Annotated in this window: 22 protein-coding genes and 1 riboswitch; of the genes, 12 read left to right on the top strand and 10 right to left on the bottom strand. The window is 44.3% G+C overall.

The window, feature by feature from the left end; genetic code table 11:
• Positions 1-231: a DUF2909 family protein gene (locus MSG38_RS03380; protein ID WP_248400994.1), complete on the bottom strand. Its 231-nt coding sequence runs from the start codon at positions 229-231 to the stop codon at positions 1-3.
• Here MSG38_RS03380 and MSG38_RS03375 point away from each other — a divergent pair.
• Genes MSG38_RS03375 through cyoE form a run of 4 tightly spaced genes read left to right on the top strand, consistent with a single transcriptional unit; the run spans position 119 to position 3,802 of the window.
• Positions 119-1,060, top strand: coding sequence for an SURF1 family protein (locus tag MSG38_RS03375; RefSeq protein WP_248400993.1), 942 nt, complete (start codon positions 119-121; stop codon positions 1,058-1,060). The genes MSG38_RS03380 and MSG38_RS03375 overlap by 113 nt on opposite strands.
• 54 nt (positions 1,061-1,114) lie before the next feature.
• A complete protein-coding gene (locus MSG38_RS03370; RefSeq protein WP_248400992.1) occupies positions 1,115-1,723 on the top strand; it encodes a hypothetical protein in 609 nt (202 codons plus the stop codon).
• Positions 1,724-1,782: 59 nt separating this feature from the next.
• A complete protein-coding gene (locus MSG38_RS03365) occupies positions 1,783-2,838 on the top strand; it encodes a COX15/CtaA family protein (RefSeq protein ID WP_248400991.1) in 1,056 nt (351 codons plus the stop codon).
• Entirely contained in the window at positions 2,828-3,802 is a 975-nt protein-coding gene (gene cyoE / locus MSG38_RS03360; RefSeq protein ID WP_248400990.1) for a heme o synthase, read from the top strand. Before MSG38_RS03365 ends, cyoE begins: the two co-directional genes overlap by 11 nt.
• Positions 3,803-3,912: 110 nt before the next feature.
• Here the strand turns inward: cyoE and gbpA are convergent, their stop codons facing one another.
• Complete coding sequence (gbpA, locus tag MSG38_RS03355) at positions 3,913-5,379, bottom strand: N-acetylglucosamine-binding protein GbpA (RefSeq protein ID WP_248400989.1); 1,467 nt, start codon at positions 5,377-5,379, stop codon at positions 3,913-3,915.
• Positions 5,380-5,451: 72 nt separating this feature from the next.
• Positions 5,452-5,541: riboswitch (cyclic di-GMP riboswitch) on the bottom strand.
• A gap of 323 nt (positions 5,542-5,864) precedes the next feature.
• Here gbpA and MSG38_RS03350 point away from each other — a divergent pair.
• The 4 genes from MSG38_RS03350 (at position 5,865) to aroG (ending at position 8,583) form a co-directional block, all read left to right on the top strand.
• A complete protein-coding gene (locus tag MSG38_RS03350) occupies positions 5,865-6,218 on the top strand; it encodes a hypothetical protein (protein ID WP_017061749.1) in 354 nt (117 codons plus the stop codon).
• Positions 6,219-6,318: 100 nt separating this feature from the next.
• Positions 6,319-6,990 (top strand): DUF3313 domain-containing protein, encoded by a 672-nt coding sequence (locus MSG38_RS03345; RefSeq protein WP_059018970.1) that lies wholly within the window; start codon positions 6,319-6,321, stop codon positions 6,988-6,990.
• 12 nt (positions 6,991-7,002) lie between these two features.
• Positions 7,003-7,218: a DUF3820 family protein gene (locus MSG38_RS03340; RefSeq protein ID WP_004730103.1), complete on the top strand. Its 216-nt coding sequence runs from the start codon at positions 7,003-7,005 to the stop codon at positions 7,216-7,218.
• A 312-nt stretch (positions 7,219-7,530) separates the two neighbouring features.
• The gene (gene aroG, locus MSG38_RS03335; protein WP_048608856.1) at positions 7,531-8,583 is read left to right on the top strand and encodes a 3-deoxy-7-phosphoheptulonate synthase AroG; all 1,053 of its coding nucleotides are present in this window, start codon (positions 7,531-7,533) and stop codon (positions 8,581-8,583) included.
• Positions 8,584-8,692: 109 nt separating this feature from the next.
• Here aroG and MSG38_RS03330 read toward each other — a convergent pair whose 3' ends face one another.
• The 3 genes from MSG38_RS03330 to MSG38_RS03320 form a co-directional block, all read right to left on the bottom strand.
• Positions 8,693-10,117: a phosphomannomutase CpsG gene (locus MSG38_RS03330; RefSeq protein ID WP_248400988.1), complete on the bottom strand. Its 1,425-nt coding sequence runs from the start codon at positions 10,115-10,117 to the stop codon at positions 8,693-8,695.
• 15 nt (positions 10,118-10,132) lie between these two features.
• Positions 10,133-11,668 carry a mannose-1-phosphate guanylyltransferase/mannose-6-phosphate isomerase gene (locus MSG38_RS03325; protein ID WP_248401085.1) on the bottom strand — a complete coding sequence of 512 codons (1,536 nt, stop codon included), beginning with the start codon at positions 11,666-11,668 and terminating at the stop codon, positions 10,133-10,135.
• Positions 11,669-11,792: 124 nt separating this feature from the next.
• Positions 11,793-12,926 carry a mechanosensitive ion channel family protein gene (locus MSG38_RS03320; protein WP_050644031.1) on the bottom strand — a complete coding sequence of 378 codons (1,134 nt, stop codon included), beginning with the start codon at positions 12,924-12,926 and terminating at the stop codon, positions 11,793-11,795.
• A 186-nt stretch (positions 12,927-13,112) separates the two neighbouring features.
• On the opposite strand from MSG38_RS03320, the gene MSG38_RS03315 reads away from it, so the two are divergent.
• The gene (locus tag MSG38_RS03315; protein WP_017065605.1) at positions 13,113-13,769 is read left to right on the top strand and encodes a TrkA family potassium uptake protein; all 657 of its coding nucleotides are present in this window, start codon (positions 13,113-13,115) and stop codon (positions 13,767-13,769) included.
• Between the two features lie 19 nt (positions 13,770-13,788).
• Positions 13,789-15,156: a TrkH family potassium uptake protein gene (locus MSG38_RS03310; RefSeq protein WP_248400987.1), complete on the top strand. Its 1,368-nt coding sequence runs from the start codon at positions 13,789-13,791 to the stop codon at positions 15,154-15,156.
• A 98-nt stretch (positions 15,157-15,254) separates the two neighbouring features.
• On the opposite strand, the gene msrB is transcribed toward MSG38_RS03310, so the two are convergent.
• Positions 15,255-16,397 carry a peptide-methionine (R)-S-oxide reductase MsrB gene (msrB, locus tag MSG38_RS03305; protein WP_050649209.1) on the bottom strand — a complete coding sequence of 381 codons (1,143 nt, stop codon included), beginning with the start codon at positions 16,395-16,397 and terminating at the stop codon, positions 15,255-15,257.
• 200 nt (positions 16,398-16,597) lie between these two features.
• Between msrB and MSG38_RS03300 the strand changes: the two genes are divergently transcribed.
• Positions 16,598-16,996 (top strand): OsmC family protein, encoded by a 399-nt coding sequence (locus tag MSG38_RS03300; RefSeq protein WP_017068628.1) that lies wholly within the window; start codon positions 16,598-16,600, stop codon positions 16,994-16,996.
• Positions 16,997-17,149: 153 nt separating this feature from the next.
• On the opposite strand, the gene MSG38_RS03295 is transcribed toward MSG38_RS03300, so the two are convergent.
• The 4 genes from MSG38_RS03295 to phnW form a co-directional block, all read right to left on the bottom strand.
• Positions 17,150-18,214, bottom strand: a complete 1,065-nt coding sequence (locus MSG38_RS03295; RefSeq protein WP_086967693.1) for an OmpA family protein — start codon at positions 18,212-18,214, stop codon at positions 17,150-17,152.
• Positions 18,215-18,554: 340 nt separating this feature from the next.
• Positions 18,555-19,373: a phosphonoacetaldehyde hydrolase gene (gene phnX / locus MSG38_RS03290; RefSeq protein WP_248400986.1), complete on the bottom strand. Its 819-nt coding sequence runs from the start codon at positions 19,371-19,373 to the stop codon at positions 18,555-18,557.
• Positions 19,374-19,457: 84 nt separating this feature from the next.
• The gene (locus MSG38_RS03285) at positions 19,458-20,879 is read right to left on the bottom strand and encodes an aspartate aminotransferase family protein (RefSeq protein ID WP_248400985.1); all 1,422 of its coding nucleotides are present in this window, start codon (positions 20,877-20,879) and stop codon (positions 19,458-19,460) included.
• Positions 20,879-21,982: a 2-aminoethylphosphonate--pyruvate transaminase gene (phnW, locus tag MSG38_RS03280; RefSeq protein ID WP_248400984.1), complete on the bottom strand. Its 1,104-nt coding sequence runs from the start codon at positions 21,980-21,982 to the stop codon at positions 20,879-20,881. The genes MSG38_RS03285 and phnW overlap by 1 nt, the downstream gene beginning before the upstream one ends.
• Before the next feature lie 400 nt (positions 21,983-22,382).
• On the opposite strand from phnW, the gene MSG38_RS03275 reads away from it, so the two are divergent.
• Positions 22,383-23,393 carry a putative 2-aminoethylphosphonate ABC transporter substrate-binding protein gene (locus MSG38_RS03275; RefSeq protein WP_017079669.1) on the top strand — a complete coding sequence of 337 codons (1,011 nt, stop codon included), beginning with the start codon at positions 22,383-22,385 and terminating at the stop codon, positions 23,391-23,393.
• Positions 23,394-23,429: the final 36 nt, after the last annotated feature.

Here is a 23,429-nt window from a genome sequence, read left to right as displayed (position 1 = left end):
TTAATAGGGGCGGGGGTTAGGAGTTATCACTCCGGATCCCAAAGCAAGTAATAAAAGTAACACGACAACGGCTGACCACATGACTCGACGACCCAAGAAGTGACTGAGCCTTTTTCCATTGTGTTTACCCGAGGCGATTTGGATTAGGCCTTTCATCAAATTGAAAGCGATAAAAAACAGCAAAGCGACCAATACGACTTTAAATAACAGAGCAAAGGTAGATGACGCCATAGTGATAACTCCAAACCGATTGAATGATGATGAACACAAGTTCCGCAGTAAAGGTTTTTGGATAGCGGTTGTTTTAACTGTGGTTTCAGTCGGCGCTTTAATCAAGTTAGGTTTGTGGCAACTCGATCGTGGTAACGAGAAATTGCGTTATGAACAGCAATTAACAGAGAGATCACAGCTATCGTCACAATCTTTAGATGCCGTTATTTCTCAGATGCGAGAGCTGGGTTTATCTGGCCAAGAGTCATTAAACCCTCAAACTCTAAACGGGTTAAAGGCGGATGTTGAATTAGTCAATGCGAGTGGCTTGATGCTCTTGTTAGACAACCAGATAAACCAAGGAACGGTAGGGTATGTGATTTACATGTTGGGTAAGGTTCTTCTTGAAGATGAAAACCAGTCCTTAGTGGCTGAAAAACAGTTGTTGATCGATCTTGGGTTTGTTCCGGCAAGTAATGACAGAAGAGAACTACCGCAACTAGGAACTATCACGGTACCAACCAAAATGTCAGGGCGCTTGTATACACGCTCAGTTAACCCTTTAAGTCATGAGTTGGGTTTAGAAAATACGACACCGAATAGAATCCAAAACCTAAACATAGCAGCGTTATCACTGTACACAGGACAAGACGTCTTACCCTTTGTCTTCCAACCGCAAAGCTTAGAATCTTGGCCTTATGAGTTGTTATGGCGACCGACGGCAATGAAATCTGAGAAGCACTTCGGTTACTCGTTTCAATGGTTTGTAATGGCAGCGGTACTTTTGTTTTTGATGTTGTTAATTGGGTTCCGTCATTTGAAGAAAAATAGCCACACGAATAATAAGTAGGCACTTGAAGTTTAAATAGCGACTTAAAAGCAGCGCCTACAACAAGGAAGAAAGATGGATAAATCTCAAGTACAAATCAGCAGGGAAAGTACCGATGCAAACATGGCCGAGCTTAAAAGCCGCCGTACTAAGGGACGTCTGGTATTAATCGGATTAGTTTTGATTTTCGCTTTGCCTGCGATTATTGCCAAAACCGTGTTGGACCAGAATTGGTACACGTCAGGCGTCACTAACTCGGGCGAATTGGTTGAACCAAGAACCACACTAGCGGACTTCGGCGTAACGGTACCCATGGCTGGAGAGGGGTGGTTAGTGGGCTATATCGCACCGATGGAGTGCGAAAGCTTGTGTGAACAACAGCTTCATTATTTGAATCAAAGCTACTTGGCGCTAGGGAAAAACAAAGAGCGCGTGACCGCCGTTGTTTTTGTATCTGAGGGTAACTCGTTATCGGGTTCGCTCGATAAGCCGGATCTGTCTTTGTTAGCTGGTGGCGATCAGTTAAGTACCGAGTTTGCGCCGGCTTCTATTGTCATTATTGACCCACTAGGGCAGTTGGTTATGGAGTACAAAAGCGTTTCGGAACCGTCGCAGCTAGTCGGGCAATCCAAAGGCATGATTCATGATTTAAGAAAGCTACTTAAGCTATCACGAGTTGGGTAGTGTTGGCGCGAGTGCTTGAGCTTAAGCAGCGAAAGGGAATAAGTATAGGGAGATAAGCGATGCAGAATAAAGCCCCTGATTTACTGATGCTCGTGATGCGAGTGACTATCTTGTTAACCCTTACCGTGATTGTTCTCGGCGCTTATACACGTTTGTCTGATGCTGGCCTTGGCTGTCCTGACTGGCCGGGTTGTTACGGTAAGATCACCGTTCCGTCTGATGCCCAAGCGGTGAATCAAGCCAATCTGCAATTTCCAGAGCGAGCTCTTGAAGCAGACAAAGCGTGGATAGAGATGATACATCGCTACTTTGCAGGAACATTAGGGCTGCTTATCTTTGTCGTTGTAGCTTGGTGTATTAAAAAGAACATCACACCAGTTGGTCTTCCATTACTTATCTCAGCCACTGTGATTTTTCAGGCTTTGCTTGGAATGTGGACGGTGACTCTCAAGTTGATGCCCGTTGTGGTTATGGCGCATTTGATGGGGGGCTTCACGTTGCTGTCACTGTTGTGTCTGCTCTACTGTCGTTTGTCTCAATTCCAAAGCCGTTTTGGCGAGGCTTCTTATTCTCCGACACTTAAAGTTTGGTCGCTGTTTGGGTTACTCATTGTGGTTGGGCAGATACTGCTTGGTGGTTGGACATCGTCAAACTATGCCGCTTTGGTGTGTACCCAACTGCCTATTTGTGAAGGTAACTGGATGAGCTACCTCGATTTCAAAAATGCGTTCGATTTTGCTCAACATGGACACGATAACTATGAGTTTGGCGTGTTGGAGTATCCTGCGAGGCTCACCATCCATGTCATGCACAGGTTTGGAGCTATTGTGGCGACGTTAACGGTGCTGATGGTCGTGTACCAGTTATGGAAGTTTGGCCAAGTGCCTCACCAAAAGCTAAGTGTGATTGTCGCAATAGTATTGTTTACTCAAATCAGCCTTGGGATCAGTAATATATGGTTTCACTTGCCAATCTCAGTTGCGGTTTTGCATAACCTAGTCGCAGCAATGTTGCTCATCAGTATGGTTGTAACCAATTTTGTGGTGTGGCAACGCAAACCGAGTGAGAGCTTGGTGAAAAGCAGTGTATTACAAGGAGGTAATCATGGTCAGTAGAACGTCAACACAGTATGAAGTGGTGGCTCAAGACGCAGCCTTAACTCATAAGGTAACAGCCAACAATGACATAACTTTAAGTAACGAAAAGGCTGAAAAAAACAAAGCCACTTGGAAAGTTTATTTAACGCTGACTAAGCCTAAAGTGGTGGCTTTGATGTTGCTGACCGCATTGGTTGGGATGTGTTTGGCCGTGCCGAATGGATTGCCTTTGCAACAAACTTTGTTCGGAATGATTGGGATAGGGTTAATGGCAGGTTCAGCGGCAGCGTTTAACCATTTGATCGATAAAAAGATCGACGGCCAGATGACTCGAACAAATCGACGTCCTTTACCATCCGGTGAGCTCAGCAGTGTGCGCGTATTCAGCTTTGCTGCGGGTATCGGCTTACTTGGGTTTGCTACGTTAGTGGTGTGGGTCAATCAACTCACGGCTTGGTTAACCTTTGCAAGCTTATTGGGCTATGCGGTGATTTATACCATGTACTTGAAGCGAGCGACGCCACAGAACATCGTAATTGCAGGGATCGCAGGCGCTATGCCTCCGCTATTGGGCTGGACGGCAGTCACCAACGAGCTGCATTCAAACGCTTGGTTGTTGGTGATGATCATCTTTATTTGGACACCTCCGCATTTCTGGGCGTTGGCAATTCATCGTCGTGATGAGTATGCCAAAGTGAACATCCCCATGCTGCCTGTAACCCACGGAATCGAATACACCAAGACGTCTATTTTGCTCTATACCTTGTTGCTTAGCATCGTGTGTATATTGCCTGTATTGGTTGGCATGAGTAGCTGGATATATCTGAGCGCGTCATTGGTGCTCAACGGCGGGTTTGTTTATCACGCTTGGATACTTAAATATCGTGATGAACCTAATATGGCGATGAAAACCTTTAAGTTCTCCATCTATCATCTCATGATCTTGTTTGTGGCTCTGTTGGCAGACCATTATCTACTTTGATAACCGCATTTCTGCTGTTTCTGAATAAGAAAACGGATGCTCTGGGCATCCGTTTTTGTTTGGCTAATTACACAAGCTCACATACTTGAAAGTAAGTAACTCGCTAACAATTAGTCCACTTTGTTCCAAGCATCTTGCCAGTGTGAACCGACACCTGGTTCATACTGAGTTGCTGTTGGAGCCCATTGAACACAGTAACCAGAGTATGGGAACTCTTTACACTGATAAACACCACCATCGCTGCTCAGAACCTTTGTTCCTGCAGTATAAGATTCAATGCTTTCTGGGAACACGAAGTCGTAGTCGCCCGCTGGTGGCGGCGTTTGCTCGTCCATTAGATGGAAATCAAGCGTGTTCTGATCCACTAAGTTACCTTGGTCATCTTTCGTCACAACCACAAGCATGTGGTGGCCAGCTTCAGACTTAGAAAGAGTCAGTTGAACACCTTCAACTTGTCCGTCTGTTAACTCAGACTTCTGAGATGCAAGTGCTTCACGGTGATGGTTGTACACGGTAAGCTCAGCTTGGATATCGCCTGTTGCCGCTAACGTAAGATCAAGCTGAGTAGGTTGGCTCTCATCGATAATGTACTCTGATTCTAAGCCCGTTACTTCTAACTCATGCTCGGGTTCTGGAGTATCAATCTTGTAGCCGATTTCTACACTGTTAAAGCCAGAGCCTGCTTTTAGATAAACAGGGTTAGTGCCGTAAACGGGTGCGAAATCGCCTTGGTCGTTCAATTGGCCTGCTTTGATTTGCGTCTGCTCTTGATTGATCTTAGAGGCAAGAGCGTAAGACCAGTTATTGGCTTTGCCTTGCTCAGAACTTTCAATCACAAGCTCTGTGCTGTATGAAGCGTTCTCACCAGATTGGTCAAATACACGCGTATAAACAGCGTCACCAACATTCAGGTCTTGTGTCGGGTTGATTTGACCACCTTGATCCCAATCAGGAATGATAGGGCCGTCACCATCAAATTTCACGTCGATAACGTTGTAGAAAGCCGCAGCAGTGTCACCTACATCCCATACCGCAAGGATCACTTGATAGCCTTCGCGTTCTGGCACATTACACAAGTGGCTTACTTGCATCGGTGGCTGTTCCATATTGCCTTCAACAACACAGAATGGCGTTAAGTCAAAAGAGCTGCGTGCCAAAGGCTGGTTTGGATTCCAGTCTGGTTGAGTAATGTAATATTTCCAATCGCGAGTCTTGTGATTAGCTGTGAATGTCCACTCGAAGTATTGAGAACCAGACTTGATAGGGCGTTTAACCCAGCGGTCTGCCTTTTGCTCGTCTAGCGCTGCAGCTAAAGAAGATTGCGCACTGGCAATTTTTCCATCTGCAGGGCCAACTTCTGGGAAGCCTTCAGGGCCTTCTACACTTTGTGGTTCGTATTGGATACCACCACAGTTGGTGTTTTTCTCTTGCGTATCACTCGCAGGGAACTTACATAGGGCAACACGGCTCTCAGCAACGCCATTGTTGTATGCAGAGACATAACCGTGACCGAAGCTAGCACCGCTTACGCTAAGAAGCGATAGCGCGATGAGTGATTTTTTTGGGAGTTGTTTCATTATTTGTCCTTACTGTATTTGGCCGACAAAAAAGAGAACACTCCGGCATGCATTTACACTTAAATCCTATTAAGTGGCGGCCCCGCTATCATAGACAGAATATTTGTCGACAGACCGGTGGCTTTGCGTCCTATTCTTTCAAATAGTTTGCCAGAAGTGCGTTTGAGCAACCGAAATGTAGCCAACCAGTTTTATAAATGCGAATCAATCGATTGAAATGTGGAATGCCAATCTCGAACTTTTAATTCTTAATACAAATTAACTTGCTATATGTTTAGTTCGTTAACGTATAAATTATTGATATAAATAAAGAAAGCTTTTGCTCTAATCGTTTTAGTGAATGAATTTGGGTTGTTTCGCTTTGCTCTGTACGACAATTGTGCGCATATCAAAACCAAACCTTTGGTTTCCACTAACCGAACCCTGACACGCCATGTATGAAAAACCGGACAATTGATTGGTATGAATTATATAAAGGAGTCGGTATGGAATTCACAGAACTAGACAGAGACGCGTTGTATCAAACGTGGATGTCACAAAAATCGAGAATGCGAATTACGCAGATGGAGTTTTCAAAAAAGCTAGGCATGAACCAGCTTGATTTCTCAAGAGTGCTAAGAGGGGAGACGCCATTAACCATGTCTTTCATTAGTCACTTTTGTCGTTTACTTCATTTGGAACCAAGGAATGTATTCCCTTCGCTAAAAGAGGGCAATGAGTCTGGGCCTAAAGTGGTTTACCTGAAAAGTAGAATGAGTGTTGATGGTGAGATCCAAAATGCTTATATTGAAGGAAATCAGGTAATTGTAGAGTACGCACACACTGTTCAACATGATTAATTTTAGAGTTAGCTCTGATTTTTAACCCCCTTTTTCTACAACCTTTTCACATAGGGTATGGCATACTTAGTTAGATTCCTTAATTTTAGCTAAGTGCGTTATGAACTCTTTAAAAGTCCTTTTGCTTGTTGCAACCAGCATTTTCTTGTTTGGTTGTGCAGGCGGCCCAATTAGAACAGCTACTAAATTTACCAGCTACGAAGATTTTCAGGCTGGGCCTGTCGGAGGCGTCGACTTGGTTTGGGCAAGGGTTGGGCTGCGTGACACACAGCGTTTGAAGTCCAAGTTAGATGATTACGACTCTGTAGTGATCGACCAAATTTTTGTTTTAGCAGAAGAAGGTTCGTTGGATCAGGAAGAGATTCAGGAACTCACTGAGCATATGGTTGAACGCTTGGAAGAAAAAATATCGCCTCATAAAACGATTGTCGATGAACCTACAGGAAAAACGCTGCGCTTGAGTATCGCTCTGAGTAACGTTGAAACGCCAAATCCGATCTTAGCTGTAACGAGCAGCGTTCTGCCGTTTGGTCTTGCGATGTCAACCATATCTAAGGTCACGACTGGTGAGCACACCAATGTTGGGAGTGCGAGTGTAGAGTTATTGGTCAGTGATGCTCAAGAGGGTACACCATTGTTTGCAGCCATCGATCGTGAAGCGGGTAATAAAGACTTTTCAACCATAATTGATTCGCTGGATGATGCCAAAGACGCGATCAACTATTGGGTCGAGCGTTTAGGTGATACTCTACACAACATAGATGACGCATAGAAAGAGCGAATAATGCTAGAGAAAGAAAACCTGATTAAGTTGGCTCGAATGCAGATGCCATTTGGAAAGTACGCGGGTCGTACACTGATTGACCTACCTGAAGAATATTTGCTGTGGTTCGATAAAAAGGGATTCCCGTCTGGTGAACTAGGCGATTTATTAAAACTGTGCCTTGCTCTGAAAATTGAAGGGCTTGATAGTGTCGTCAAGCCATTGAAAAGAATGTAATTAAATAAAAGCTCACGCTGAATGCGTGAGCTTTTTTGTTTTTAAGTTCGACACAATTTTACATGCATGATGAAACTTGAATAATGGCTGTTCTTGCTTTCCTATAAAATACGCAATCGATAGCGTGTAAATAATGGTATACAGGGTGTTTTAAATATAAAACACAAAAAAAATTGCGTTTATTTTTAATTAGTGATTGAAACTAGAGTTTTTACTAGTTAAGTTACAGGGAACAAGAAGATTAGTGCTGATAGAAAGTGACGTGAGACAACGTACATTCAGCTCAAGGATAGAAAAAGGAAGAAGTAAGCAATGTTCCAGACTGATGATGTAAGAATTAACAAAGTAAAAGAGTTATTACCCCCTGTTGCTGTTTTAGAAAAGTTTCCAGCGACCGAAGTTGCTTCTTCTACAACCTTTGAAAGCCGCAAAGCGATCCACAATATTTTAGAAGAGAGCGATGACCGCTTGCTTGTTATTGTGGGTCCATGTTCTATTCATGACACAGAAGCTGCTCTTGAGTACGGTAAGCGTTTGAAAGTGTTGCGCGACGAACTTGGTGATAACCTTGAAATCGTAATGCGTGTTTACTTTGAAAAGCCACGTACAACCGTTGGTTGGAAAGGTTTAATTAATGACCCGTACATGAACGATACGTTCAAGCTAAATGATGGACTTCGTCTAGGTCGTAAGCTACTGCTTGACCTAACTGACATGGGAATGCCAACGGCAAGCGAATTCCTAGATATGATCACGCCTCAATACGTTGCTGATCTAATCAGTTGGGGTGCAATCGGCGCACGTACTACAGAATCTCAAGTTCACCGCGAACTGGCTTCTGGCCTATCTTGCCCAGTTGGATTTAAGAATGGTACTGATGGCAACATCAAGATCGCAACAGATGCTATTCGCTCTGCTAGCGCTTCTCACCACTTCTTATCGGTAACTAAGTACGGCCACTCAGCTATCGTTGAAACAGCAGGTAACCCTGATTGTCATATCATCCTACGTGGTGGTAAAGAGCCAAACTACAGCGCAGAACACGTTGGTAAGATTAAAGAAGAGCTAGCAGCTTCTGGTCTTCCACAAAAAGTGATGATCGATTTCAGCCACGCAAACAGCTCTAAGCAGTTTAAGCGTCAAATCAACGTATCTGACGACGTAAGCGCACAAATTTCTGGTGGCGACAAAGCTATCTTTGGTGTGATGATTGAATCTCACCTTGTTGAAGGTCGCCAAGACTTGGTTGACGGCAAAGCTGCAACTTACGGTCAATCTGTGACTGATGCATGTATTGGTTGGGAAGATACTGAAACAGTACTTCGCCAACTGGCAGACGCTGTTGAAGCTCGCCGTAACAAATAGACTAATTACAGTCAGCGATTAAGCTACTGAAAATTCAAAGCCCTTATTAGCAACAGCTAATAAGGGCTTTTTTGTGGATCTTAGTTGAAAACTGGAAGTGTCTGTATTCTTAAATGAGAAAAGACAGTAGCTCGTCGACTTTAAGTGATAGCAAAGCTCTATCTTGTTTGGTTTCAACGTTAAGGCGTATTAATGGCTCGGTATTGGACTTTCTTAAGTTGAAGCGCCATGTGCCCATATTGATGCTGATCCCGTCTGTGTGATCTATCTCAACGGCATTATCTCGGTAGTGCGATAACACGCAACCCATGACCTGCTCTGGGTCTGATACTCTTCGATTGATCTCCCCGGAAGAGGGGAATCTATCTATACTGGTACTCGTCAATTGGTGAAGCGATTGTTGAGTTTTCGACATTAGTTCGATAACCAATAGCCAAGGAATCATGCCTGAATCGCAATATCCAAAATCACGAAAATAATGGTGCGCACTCATTTCGCCACCATAGACGGCATTTGTTTCACGCATCTTCTCTTTAATAAGTGCGTGCCCCGCCTTAATTCCAATCGCTTTTCCACCATGCGTGTTAGCGACTTCAATCGTGTTCCATGTCATGCGCATATCGTGTAATACAGTCGCGTTAGGCTGTTTGACCAAGAATGCTTCAGCAAGCAACCCGACAATGTAATAACCCTCGATGTAATTGCCTTGCTCATCAAAGAAAAAGCATCGGTCGAAGTCTCCATCCCAAGCAATTCCAAGGTTGGCAGAATGCTCTAAAACGGCATCTCGAGTGGCTGCTTGGTTCTCTCTAATTAAAGGGTTTGGAATACCATTTGGGAAGTTTCCATCAGGGGTATGATGAACCTTGATGAAGGTGATAGGGACACCGAGTTCGTTAAATTTTTTCTCTAAAGCATCAATGATATGTCCTGCAACGCCGTTCCCAGCATTAACCGCAATCTTCATCGGTGACAGCTTTGATGGGGTTATGTACGAGAGTAGGTGCTCGACGTACGGAGCAAGAATACTGGTCGTTCTACGAGAATTACTTGGTTGTGCATGAACGAACGGTAAATTGCAGTTCAGCTCTTGATTAAGTTCTTCAATGCGTCGTTTGATTTCATCTAAACCACTGTTTTTACTGATAGGGCTAGCGTCTACACCGACCAATTTCATGCCGTTGTAATTGATTGGGTTGTGGCTAGCTGTAATTTGTATTCCGCCAATCGCTTTTAGGTAACGAGTCGCAAAGTAGACCTCTTCAGTGCCAGTCATACCCAGGTCAATCACAGTAATCCCTGACTCGATTAAGCCTTTGGTCATGGCTTCTTGTAATGACAGGGAGGTTTCGCGGTTATCTCGACCAATCACTACCTGCGCCAAGCCATCGAATGGGGTTTCAGGCGTAGCGGACAGGACGTATTCGCCAAATGCCTTACCGAGCAGGTAGGCGAGTGGCTCATTGATTTGTTTACCAATGACGCCGCGGATATCGTTGTTCTTAAAGCAGCTCAGGTCTAATGTTGGTTTCATCGATTTGTCGCTGCTTTATTTGGTTTGGTTGTGCTTTGATGAGTGGACTTGTTGCTTGCGCACGTCTCGCCCATAACTGTCTTGATATCGAATGATGTCGTCTTCACTTAAATGACGGCCTGTTTGTACTTCAATCATCTCGAGTGGGAGATCCCCTGGGTTCTCTAGGCTGTGAATATGGCCTAAAGGGATGTAAGTGGATTGATCTTCTTCAACCAGATAGGTTTTCTCATCGTTGGTCACTTTCGCAGTACCCGCCACGACTACCCAATGTTCCGCTCTATGGTGGTGCATTTGTAACGACAACTTGTGACCGGGTTTTACGGTGATACGTTTAACTTTGTCGCGTTTGCCTAGATCGATTACATCGTATTTACCCCAAGGTCTAAACACCTCACGATGATGCACATGTTCTGTGCGACCCGCTTGATTTAGTTGACTGACAATCGATTTAACACCTTGAACCTTGTTTTTGTTCGCAACCAATATAGCGTCTTTGGTTTCGACAATAATCAGGTTATCGACGCCTACCGTCGCAACCAACTTGTTTTCAGCATGGATGTAGTTGTGCTGAGAGTCGACGGTTAACACATCACCTTCAATGACGTTATTGTGCTCATCTTTTTCGCTTACATCCCAAATCGCAGACCAAGAACCAATGTCGTTCCAACCGACATCCATCGGGATCACTGCGGCGTGTGAGGTCTTTTCCATCACGGCGTAATCGATTGAATCACTCGGACTGCTTTTGAATGCTTCAGCGTCTATACGGATAAAGTCGAGGTCGGTATTTTGCTTTGCAAGAGCGAGTTTACAAGCCGCTAATATCTCAGGGTGGTGTTCGGCGAGTTCTTCAACATAGCGTGATGCCTTAAACATGAACATGCCACTGTTCCATAAGTATTGTTCTGAGCGGATGTACTCTTCTGCTGTCGCTGTGTCTGGCTTTTCTACAAAACACTCTATGGCGTAGGCATGATTGATTGGCTGCTCTGTCCCATTAGTATCAGTTTGAACACTGTAGGAAAGAGGCTCTCCCTGCTTGATATAGCCATAACCAGTCTCTGGGGCGTCAGGTGTTATGCCGAATGTCACCAGTTTGCCTTGTTTTGCATAATCAACACCACGACTAATCGCTTGTTGGAATTCAGAGGTTTTCGCGATGTGATGATCAGCAGCCAGCACTAACAAGATAGGGTCGGATGTGCTTTGTTCATTAAGCGCTGGTTTACTTAAAGTCTTTAGGGCGGCAAGCGCAATAGCTGGGGCTGTATTTCTACCGACTGGCTCTAGCAGAATACCACTATGTTGAATGTTAGCTGATCGAGCTTGTTCAGCGGCAATAAAGCGATGCTCTTCATTACAGATAATGAATGGGGCATCGCATTTACTATCCATCAAGTACTCTTCAAGACCTTGCAGGCGTAGAAGCGTTTGCTGAAGCATTGACTGGTCGCCGGCAATATTGAGAAATTGCTTAGGGTAAAGTTCGCGAGACAGTGGCCAGAGGCGACTTCCGGAGCCGCCGGCTAGAATGACAGGTAAAATCATAGCGTGGTAATTAGGTGCATTTGAATACTGGCGCCATGTTACCACGCTTCACGCTGTTTATTTATCGATAACCAGTTTACTTATTATTAACCAGCTTACTTCTCGACAATCAATATAGGCTTGGTTATTGATGACCTTCCGGGGCGGAAGTGATCATACTTTGAGCCTCACCAAGAGCGTGAGTTTCACCAAAGCCCTGAGGATCGATTTTGAGTGTTTGTGTTGGGAAGGCGATATCTGCATTGTGCTTATGAATAATCGCTAACACTTGCAACAGGACATCTTGTTTAACTTCGTGGTATCTCACCCAGTTGACTGTTTTTGTGAAGGTGTAGATAAAGAAGTTAAGTGTTGACGGCCCAAACTTATCAAAGTTAACGATCAGCGTCTGTTTGGCATCGATATCTGGGTGAGTTTCAAGCATGGCTTTTACGTCATCCACAATCAGAGCCAGTTTGTTTGCATCTTGGTAACGCAGCCCAAAAGTCTCATTGATTCTGCGGTTCAACATTCTTGATGGGTTCTCGACCACAATGTTACTGAACACAGAGTTCGGCACGTACAAAGGACGCTTATCAAAGGTGCGAATGATGGTCATGCGCCAACCAATGCGTTCGACGGTACCTTCGATTTGACGATCGGGAGAGCGTATCCAATCGCCGACTTTAAAAGGGCGATCGAAGTAAATCATCATGCCACCGAAGAAGTTCGACAGTAAGTCTTTAGCCGCTAAACCGACGATCAAACCACCCACACCACCAAAGGTAAGTAAGCCGGAAAGGCTGAGTCCAAACGCCTGCATGATGGTTAGACCGCCCATCACCATAAAGAACAAGCGAGCGACTTTCGCTATAGCTTGTACTGTGGTTTCGTCTCTGGTTTTTTGCTCTAAGACATACGCTTCAGTGTTAGTGATCATTCGTAAGGTAAACCAAACGAAGGTACAGATAATCAATATGTGTTTAAGCGTTTTTAACCAGTTGATTTCATTGCCAAACTGGTCTTGAAGGATTAGCCCGACAGATACTGTAGCAGGCCAACACCAAAGTAATGTGCTGACTGGGGTTTTCAGTGCTTCTAGCAGTAGATCGTCCCAGTGGAATGGGGTTTTCTGAACCAGAATTTCTAAGCGATTATGGATAATTCGCCAAGCTACCCAAGCGAGAAAACTCGCAATAGTGATGAATAGGACGCTGTTTGCCCAATCACTATGGCTCTGGTTAATGTAGGTTTGTACTTGGGTTATGAATTCATTCATTGTGTGTGCTGCCGCAGAAATTATGAATTGGAAATTAGCAGAAACTCGAGTTGTTCTCTACCTTTATAAATCAAGCGATTATGACAATAGTATAACCTTATTCTTGCAGAACTAACTTTTTTTGAGATAGAAACTAATGTAGGTTTGGCTATCCCGTGTAATTAAAATTTCTAAACAGGATTTCAAATGAGCGACAAACAATATGCAGTTATCGGTTTAGGGCGATTTGGTTTATCTGTTTGCAAAGAGCTACAAAGTTCAGGCGCACAGGTACTCGCCGTCGATATTGATGAAGAGCGAGTGAAAGAAGCGGCGGCTTTTGTTTCACAAGCGATTGTTGCGAACTGTACAAGTGAGGAGACAGTTAAAGAGTTAAGACTCGACGATTACGACATGGTGATGGTGTCGATTGGCTCTGATGTTAACTCCAGTATTCTCACTACGCTGGTGGTAAAAGAGTCAGGCGCAAAAGCTGTTTGGGTAAAGGCGAACGATAAGTTTCACGGCAAGATTCTCTCTAAGATTGGTGCCGACCATATCATCATGCCTGAACGAGATATGGGCATTCGTGTTGCGCGTAAAATGTTGGATAGACGCGTTCTTGAGTTTATCGATCTTGGCAGCGGTTTAGCGATGACGGAGATTGTTATTGGTTCTAATTTGTTGGGTAAGAAACTTGGCGACCTTAAGCTGTGTAAAGAAAATGGTGTTGAGGTACTTGGCTTCAAACGAGGACCGAACCTAACTAAAGCACCAGAACTGGATGTGAGTTTAGAAATTGGGGATGTGGTGATCATCGCAGGGCCGAAAGAGACCTTATCTAGAAAGCTACGCAATTGGTAATTGGCAATAAGGTAACAGTATGAATTCGTTAAAACGAAAAGGTACTTTCTACACGCTTAAGAGTGATAAAAAGCCACGTAAAGGCTCTGAACCTAAGATTATCCTTACGAGTTTCTTAGGCGTGCTTATCCCCTCTGCAATATTGTTGACGATGCCTGTATTCTCCGTGACAGGCCTAAGCTTTACGGATGCACTGTTTACAGCAACCTCGGCGATCAGTGTGACAGGCTTAGGTGTTGTCGATACCGGTGAGCATTTCACCTTGTCGGGCAAAATCTTACTGATGTTCTTGATGCAAGTCGGTGGGTTAGGGCAGATGACTCTATCTGCGGTACTACTTTACATGTTCGGTGTTCGGTTAAGCCTTAAACAACAAGCACTAGCGAAAGAAGCGCTTGGCCAAGATCGTAAGATTAACCTTCGCAAATTAGTTAAGAAGATCATCATCTTTGCATTAGTGGCTGAATTTATCGGTTTTGTATTGCTCTGTTTCCGCTGGGTGCCTGAGATGGGATGGTCAACGGGTAGCTTTTATGCACTTTTTCATGCGATATCAGCATTCAATAACGCAGGTTTTGCACTGTTTTCAGACAGTATGATGAGTTTTGTGGATGATCCATTGGTGATCTTCACCTTAGCTGGCTTGTTTATTTTCGGCGGGCTAGGCTTCACAGTCGTCGGCGACCTATCGAGTAACTGGCGTAAAGGTTTTGGACATCTTCATTTACACACCAAGATTATGCTAACCGCCACTCCGACTCTATTGTTGGTAGGTACGGTATTGTTCTGGCTGTTGGAAAGAAATAACTCAGCAACCATGGAAGGGTTATCGACTCAAGGACAGTGGCTAGCCGCATTTTTTCAGTCGGCAAGTGCTCGTACTGCTGGCTTTAATAGTGTGGATTTGTCTCAGTACACGCAACCTGCATTATTGGTGATGATTGTACTGATGTTGATTGGTGCCGGTTCTACCTCAACGGGTGGGGGTATTAAGGTTTCGACCTTTGCAGTAGCCTTTGTCGCAACGTGGACCTTCCTCCGTCAGAAAAAGCATGTAGTGATGTTTAAGCGAACCGTAACTTGGCAAGCGGTAACAAAGTCATTGGCCATTATTGTGGTAAGTGGGGCGTTATTAACCACCGCGATGTTTTTGTTAATGCTTACTGAAAAGGCAGCGTTTGATCGAGTCATGTTTGAGGTGATTTCAGCCTTTGCAACGGTTGGCTTAACGGCTGGCTTAACCGCGAACCTGACTGAGACAGGTAAATACATCATGATTGTTGTTATGGTGATTGGACGTATCGGTCCTTTGACCTTGGCTTATATGTTAGCTCGCCCAGAACCTTCCTTGTTGAAATACCCAGAAGACACGGTGTTAACGGGTTAATAAGATGAACAGGCTAATAAATAAAGCTCTGTAAATAATAACAAAGCCAGCGATATGCTGGCTTTGTTGTCATAGGCTGATCGTTAATTGCTGAATGCTTAGCCCTCAAACATCTCAACGTATTCCTCATAGCCTTCTTCTGCTAATTTATCCGCTGGGATAAAGCGCATTGCGGCTGAGTTCATGCAGTAACGTAACCCTGTTGGTTTTGGACCATCTTTAAATACATGTCCCAGGTGAGAATCGCCAAACTTGCTGCGAACCTCTGTTCTTGGGTAAAGCAGTTTGTAGTCAGTAGTTGTGACTACATAAGCCTCGCTGATTGGCTGTGTAAAGCTCGGCCAACCTGTACCTGATTTGTATTTGTCTTTTGAAGAGAACAGTGGTTCCCCAGTTACGATATCAACGTAAATACCTTCTTGCTTGTTATCCCAGTACTTGTTGTCAAACGGGCGCTCTGTTGCATCGTCTTGTGTTACATCGTACTGCAGTGAGGTTAGCATCGCTTTGATCTCTGCATCAGACGGCTTGACGTAGGTCTTAGCATTAGCTGTCGCATTTTTGCTGTCGATGATCTGACGGATAGTTTGTGGATTCTCTTTTCTATCGTCACCGAAGATTTTATCTAGGTACTGATCGCGGCCAGAAGCATAGCGGTAGTAGTTATAACGAACTTTACTCTTCTTGTAATAGTCTTGATGATAGTCTTCCGCTGGCCAGAATTTTTCAAATTCAATCAGTTCTGTTTTTAGTGGTTCACCAAAGATATTAGCTTTGTCGATCTCCATCATGAAGTTCTGAGCAACATCTTTTTGTGCTTGGTTATGATAGAAAATAGCTGGTCGATAATGACGGCCTCGGTCTACAAAAGAGCCTTTGTCATCGGTTGGGTCGATGTGTCTGAAGAATTGGTCAAGAACCTGTTCATAGCTAACAACATCAGGGTTGTAAGTCACGTTGATCACTTCGATGTGACCAGACTTGCCTGAGGATACTTGTTTGTAGGTTGGGTTTTCTAGTTCACCACCAGAGTACCCAGAAATAACGTCGGTGACGCCTGTCAGTTTTTCTAGGTCGGATTCTGTACACCAAAAACAACCACCAGCCAGTGTCGCGATTTCACTTTTACCTGAATTAGCTGTTTTATCCATTGTATTGGCAGTGCCAGTCTGGCTTACAAACAGCGAAATCAGTGGTAGCGCAACCACGAGTGATACCAATATTTTAGATAATTTATTCATAGATACCTCATCTTGACGTTCTTCTCATTCGATTTTGAATGTACGAATAGAGACAGGTTTTAGATGGAAAAAATTGCATCATTCATGAAAAAAATATGTCATTGAGAAAATCTTGCTCATAAATGCCGCCAGTAGTAGGGTGTAGGCATTGATGTAAAATAATAGATAATGATGACGTTTTCGTACATCTAAGGAACAGCATGCAAGCAGAAGTTAAATGGGTCGAAGGCTTTAAATTCCTAGGTCAATCTCAATCAGGTCACTCTGTCGTTATGGACGGAAGTGGTGGTGCTACTGCGCCAAGCCCGATGGAAATGGTGTTAATGGCGGCTGGTGGTTGTAGCTCTGTTGATGTGGTTGATGGTTTGAAATCTGCAGGCCAGAACATCACAGGCTGTAATGCAAAACTTGAAACAACACGTCGTGAAACCGCACCAAAAATCTTTACCGTGATTAATATTCATTTTGAAGTATCGGGTGACAACCTTGATCCTGAGCTTGTTGCTAAAGTCTGTGCGGATTCATTAGAGAAATACTGTTCAGTATGTCTGATGCTAGGTGCTGGCGTAGAGATGACCCACAGCTGGGAAATCGTTTAGCCTTCTGATTGTATACCTTGGCGATAGGCTATTTTTTACGGCTTACGGCTTACGGCTTACGGCTTACGGCGTATGAGTAGAGCCAGACAAAGAAAAGGGCGAAGCACTTTACAGTGTTCCGCCCTTAATTATTCTCGCTAGAGTAGAGTGCTATTATTCAGCCGTTTCTACAATAACTTCTTCCATTTGCGCTTCTTCTTGGTATTCGAAGCTTGGGATTGTTGCGTCAACACGACGGTTTTGCGCACGACCTTCAGCGGTATCGTTTGTTGCTACTGGGTTTTCTTCACCTTCACCTGTAGCCGTAATACGGTCTGCTTCAATACCTTGCTCTTCAATGTATGCGGCAACAGCTGCTGCACGTTTCTTAGAGATCATCATGTTGTACTCAGCTGCACCTGTTGAATCGGTGTGACCAACGACATTGACTGACGATTGAGGGTAAGTTTGCAGCACTTCTACTAGTGGCATTAGAGCAGTTTCACCCTCAGTAGACAGTTCAGTGCTGTTTGTCTCAAACATGCCTTGAGAGAAGCTTTCAGTTTGCGCTTTAATTACAACAGTCTCTTCTTCAACCACAACGGCTTCAGGTTCTGCAATTGGTTCAGCTGGAGCTTGTGTTACCGCTGCCGCAGTAGCTACTGTTGCGGCTGAAGCTGTCGTGTTACCTGTACCGAAATTGTAGCTTAGACCAATGGTAACAAGGTTAGAGTTAAGGTCTTGGATAATCTTATCGTCAAAATCATCGAAGTATTGGTATTCCACTCTCACTGCCCAGTCGTCGGCAAACTGTTTCTCAGCACCGATACCTAGAGCCAGTACAACATCGTCTTCATCATCGTGCATGATGTAAGCAGGACCTGCTTTGAAGAAGATATCAAATTGTTGTTTAATCGCTAGTCGATACATTGGGCTCAAAGAAATGGCTACGATAGAATCGCTGTATCTTTGAGTCGCTCCGTTGTTGTTAAAGCTGGTGTCATAATCACCTAAATAATCTGCATTCAATTCTAGAGCAATGTTATCGGTAAAGTTGTAACCACCGTAAATACCGCCAGCAACTGAATCATCTTCACAATCAACGTTGTCGACACAAGCGCTATCTAGCCACCCCATGCCAACTTTTGCGCCTACGTATGTCGTTGCGGCAATTGAAGGAGCAGCAGCGAAACCTGAAGCAGCTATTACTGCACACATGATTTTTGACAGTCTTTTCATAATCTTATCCTTGGATTAACTCTTATTGTTATCTGAATGAGCCTTTAAAGCGACGACTTACTGATTGGGACACTGCAGCAGTAAGTCGTTCAAGGCGTAGATTCAGGTCGAACCTATCTTGGAACTGTTATTACATTGTTAGTGTAGTTGCTTATTATGGTCAATGAAATTGTTAAAAATTATATATTTAAGGTGCTATTTACAGAGGTTTTTGTCAATTAATTGTTGTCTCAAATATTGGAAACGAAGAAACCTCGTATCATTTTTAGGTGATACGAGGTTTCTTTTTATATGTGCGGATTATTGGGCTATAGGCCCTGATTTGCGGAAGTTACAGGAGTTATGGGCGCTCTCCGGCTAACAAACGTTTTTCAATGTCTGCAATGACACCAGGTAGGTCTGCAATGGTATCGATTAGGTAGTGTGGGTTTGATTTGTTTAGCTTAACGCTTGCTTTTTCACGTGCAGCCGCAAGTGTTGTCTCGTCTGCATCTAAATATTCTTGATACGTTAACCCTGCTTCGTTCCCCGATAATACAAGTCCAACTGTCCACATGCCTGCGTTGTGACCTTCATCGATCCCCGGTGCTGCGTCGTCTACTTTTACACACTCAGCAACGCTAGTTACACCTAGGTCGATTACGTTTTTCAGTGCCATAAATGGAGCAGGGCGACCACCTTGAGGTAAGTCATCGGTCGCTACCACGTTATCTGGTCGGTAACCGTAATCTGCAGCGGCAGGAATTAAAACATCCATCACTTCACGTGGGTAACCTGAACAAGAGCCGATCTTCACGTTCTTCTCTTTAAGGTTATTGACCACTTCTATCGCATTCAAAATAGGTGCTGCGTGATCGGCTACTTTCGCTTTTTGAAGAGGCATGAATGCCGCGTAGATCGCGTCAACGTCTTCACTTGTCATCGAGCGTCCGAACTGAGCCTTCCAACGAGCGTCAACAGCTGGAATTCGACCCACTGCTTGGATGTGGTCCCATTTGCCGATCCCCATAGGTTCACGCGCTTCTGCTAAGTCGATATCAAAGTCGAAACCTTGTCTGAATGCTTCAACGAAAATACTGGTTGGAGCAAATGATCCAAAATCAACGATAGTGCCAGCCCAATCAAAGATAACCGCTTGGATAGGTGATGTTGTGTTCATAGTCGTGTCCTATTTCTGTTCTCTCCCAGCTCAAGTTGTTCTGGGAGATGAATGATTGTTTTAAGTTATTGGTTAGATGATGGTTTAAAGGTACTCAAAGTCTTTGCAGACTTTTGCTATCGCTTTTTCAAATACAGACAGAGCGACTTCTAGTTCGCTTCGACTGATGATCAATGGTGGGCTCAACTGAATCACATTACCTTGTGACACCTTGAAACTCAGGCCATCGTTTAGACATTGGTAAAGTACTGCTTCCGCTTCATCGAAAGCTCGGGTTTTGGTGATATGATCGGTGACCAATTCCACCCCCCAGAGCAGGCCGATGCCGCGAACGTCACCAATGACTGGGTACTTCTCTTTCATTTGAAGCAGTTGTTCACGCACGAATGCGCTGTCCGCTTGTACTTTTTCAAGTAGGTTTTCTTGCTCAATCACTTCCATGGTGGCGAGTGCTGCCGCGCAACCAATTGGGCTTTTTTCATGGGTGTAGTGCCCAAGAGAAACTTGCGCTGCCGTGTTGTATTTGTCTTTAGTGATCATGGCTGCGATTGGTACTAAGCCGCCGCCAAAACCTTTACCGATACAAAGAATATCAGGTTCTATATCAAAAGCTTGGTGAGTGAACCATTCGCCACTGCGACCCATACCGTTTGGAATGTCGTCGATGATCAACATGACGTTATGCTTATCGCAGATCTCACGGATGCGCTTCCAGTAAGCTTTGCTTGGTACTTGAACGTCTGTGTTACGCACTGCTTCGGCAATGAAGGCACCAATGCCACCTTCTTTTTCAATCACATACTCAAGGTAATCGGCGTAGTGCACATCACATGTAGCCTCACTTTCACCGCCTGCGCTTTGCCCGCGAAGCGGAAAAGCGCCACGATAGGAAACCGCTGGTGGAATGCGTTCTACGCCAGCCATTAATGGCCCCATGCCTTCGCGGAAACAAGCTTCGCCACCTACTGAAATTGCATCGAGTGACGCGCCATGGAATGAGTCCCACAATGACACTACTTTGAAATTGTTGGTGACATGTCTAGCAAGTTTTAGCGCCATGCCGATCACTGATGTGCCACCGGGAGCAAACAACACGCGATTCAAATCACTACCGCAGATCTGTGTGAGTTTCTCAGCACACTGAACTGCAGTTTCATTGGTAAAGCGACGCGGGGAAAACGGCAATGACGCCATTTGCTTAGTCACTTTATTGATGATGTGGGGATGACCATAGCCTAGTTGATGAACATTGTTACCGTGAAAGTCCATGTACTTTTTGCCCGTCGCATCTTGAATGTAGATGCCTTCGGCGGCTTCAAGTGTGTCTAGGCAAGGCGTTGACATGGCTTGATGAAGAAACACGTCAGAGTCACGTTTTAACATCGCTTGAGTCGCATCATCGTTTAGCGATTCGTTCCATTTTTCGCGTGCTGGCGTGGTGTTCACATCACCTTCGCTTCGAAAGTGTGTCGCCTTTAGAATCGGCTCTTGATTGGTCGTCGTCATTATTTGATGCCCCAGTACATAGCGTTTTTCACTGCGCCAATGAGAGCTTCAATGTCTGACGGATACACTTCACCGATGTTACCGATTCGGAAGCAGTCTGCGTTTGAAACTTTGCCCGGGTAAATAACAAAACCTTGTTCTTTCAAGCGGTCATAGAATTCCTTGAATTGGTAATCGCTATGAGTTGGAGAATAGAAAGAAGTAATGATAGGTGAATGAAGATCATCATTAAGCAGTGGCTCAAAGCCAAGAGAGCGCATACCTGCAACCAAGGTGGTTTGGTTGGTTTGGTAGCGATTATGACGAGCTTCGATACCACCTTCTTGCTCCAATTCAAGTAGAGCTTGGTAGAAAGCACGCACTGTATGAGTTGGAGAGGTGAAGCGCCATTTACCATGGTTGCTTTCCATGCAGTGCCATTGGTCAAACAGGTCAAGGCTTAATGAACGAGCTTGGCCTTTGCATTTTTCCAGTTCCGATTGCTTCGCAATAACAAATCCGAATCCAGGTACACCTTGAATACACTTGTTTGCCGAGCTGATCATGTAATCGATACCTAAGTCAGCTATATCCATAGGGATGCCACCAAAACTCGACATTGCATCTAGAATGACGGTTTTGTTGTGCTGCTTTGCCAATTTGGCGATGTCTTCGATTGGATTCAACATACCCGTAGTGGTTTCACAGTGCACAATCGCAACGTGAGTAATGTCTGAATCCATAGCCAATGCCGTCTCCATTTCGTTCAAGTCAGGCTGTGATGTTTCACCTGGGGAAACGACATGGCATGGAATGTTTAAGTATTCTGAGATTTGAGCAATACGAGCACCATACGCACCGTTGTCAACAACAAGAAGCTTGCCGCTTTTTGAGATAACGCTACCGATTGTTGCTTCAACTGAAGCGGTGCCGCTACCTTGCATTAGTACGCTCGTATAACCCGTTTGCTTAGTCGCCAAAGTCACTAGCTTGCTACGAATCACTTCAACAACGTCTTTGTTGTATTCATCATCCCAAGTACACCAATCTTTTAGCATCGCTTGGCGAACGGTTTCAGAAGTAGATAGAGGACCCGGTGTCAGTAGTAGGTATTCGTTTCTCATGTTCAATTCTCGTGATTTGTATTTTGGACTATACCAGTATTTGCGGTTACTTTAACAACCAATTTAAACGGTCGTAAATAGCCCAAACGTTATTTTCACAAAAGCTTCATATTCAAATTTGTCACTTGTGTTGAGAAATTTTCCGATCTTTAAATTGCCATTTTTTGTTCATTTAACCGTCATAAAAGTCGATTAGGTTAATACTCGTCATCTGGTACATACCAATGTAAAGGCGTGTACTAACAACCTAAATGAATTTATGGATATAGGCGCCTCTTGATGAGGCTTCTAATTTAAGAAACGTTAAACCTTGGTTGCTTCTAAACCTAGGCAGCTTTAAACCTCGATAACTTTTAATTTTGGCAACTTCTCACTTTAGAGTTGAGCCTGACTGGAGAAAATGATGAAAAACCGTTTTATGAAAGGATCACTTGCAGCTTTAGTAACTCTACTAGCTGGTAACGCTTATGCAGCACAGGAAGTGACGGTTTACACTGCTTTTGAAACTGACATTTTAGCTAAATACAAAAATGCTTTCGAAAGTGAAAACCCAGACATCAACATCAAGTGGGTGCGTGATTCAACAGGGATCATGACGGCAAAATTATTGGCTGAGAAAAACAATCCTCGCGCAGAGGTAGTTTGGGGTCTTGCGGGTTCTTCAATGGCATTGCTTAAAGAAGAGGGCATCCTGAAACCTTATACGCCTCAAGGTGTAGAAGCATTACGCGCTAACCTTAACGACCCACAGTCTACTCAAGCTTGGTATGGCAATGACGCATTCTTCAATGCAGTTTGCTTTAACGAAGTGGTGGCTAAGCAATTGAACCTACCGGCACCTAAGTCTTGGGATGACCTAACGAAGCCTATCTACAAGGGCCACATTGCTATGCCAAACCCAGCGTCTTCTGGTACAGGCTACATGCAGGTTTCGGCTTGGCTACAAAACATGGGTGAAGACCAAGGTTGGAACTACATGCAGAAGCTAGATCAAAACATTGCTCACTACACGCACTCAGGCTCTAAGCCATGTGTTCAAGCGGGCATGGGCGAAGTCGCTATCGGTATTTCTATGGCGAGCCGTGGCGCTAAGCTGAAAACTCAAGGCGCTCCACTTTCAGTGATTACGCCTGAAGGCATCGGCTGGGAATCTGAAGCGGTAGGCCTTGTTAAGCCTTCTGATGCAGCACAACGTGTTATCGATTGGTCTATTTCTAAAGCGGCAAATGAGCTTTACATCGAAATGTACCCAGTTGTTGGTCACAAAGATGTGACAGGCAAAGCAGAGAACTTCCCTAATGTAGAAAAGAACATGGCAAAAATGGACTTCGCTCGCATGGGCAGCGAACGTGCCGACGTTCTTAAAACATGGTCTGAGAAGTTTGACGCTAAATCAGAGCCAAAATCTTAATCTGACGGCCTATTCAGTTACTTAACTATTTAACTA

This window comes from Vibrio sp. 1CM24A (assembly GCF_023161725.1).
In the GTDB taxonomy this organism is placed as follows: Bacteria; Pseudomonadota; Gammaproteobacteria; order Enterobacterales; family Vibrionaceae; genus Vibrio; species Vibrio coralliirubri.
This window is presented reverse-complemented; position numbering and strand designations above follow the sequence as displayed.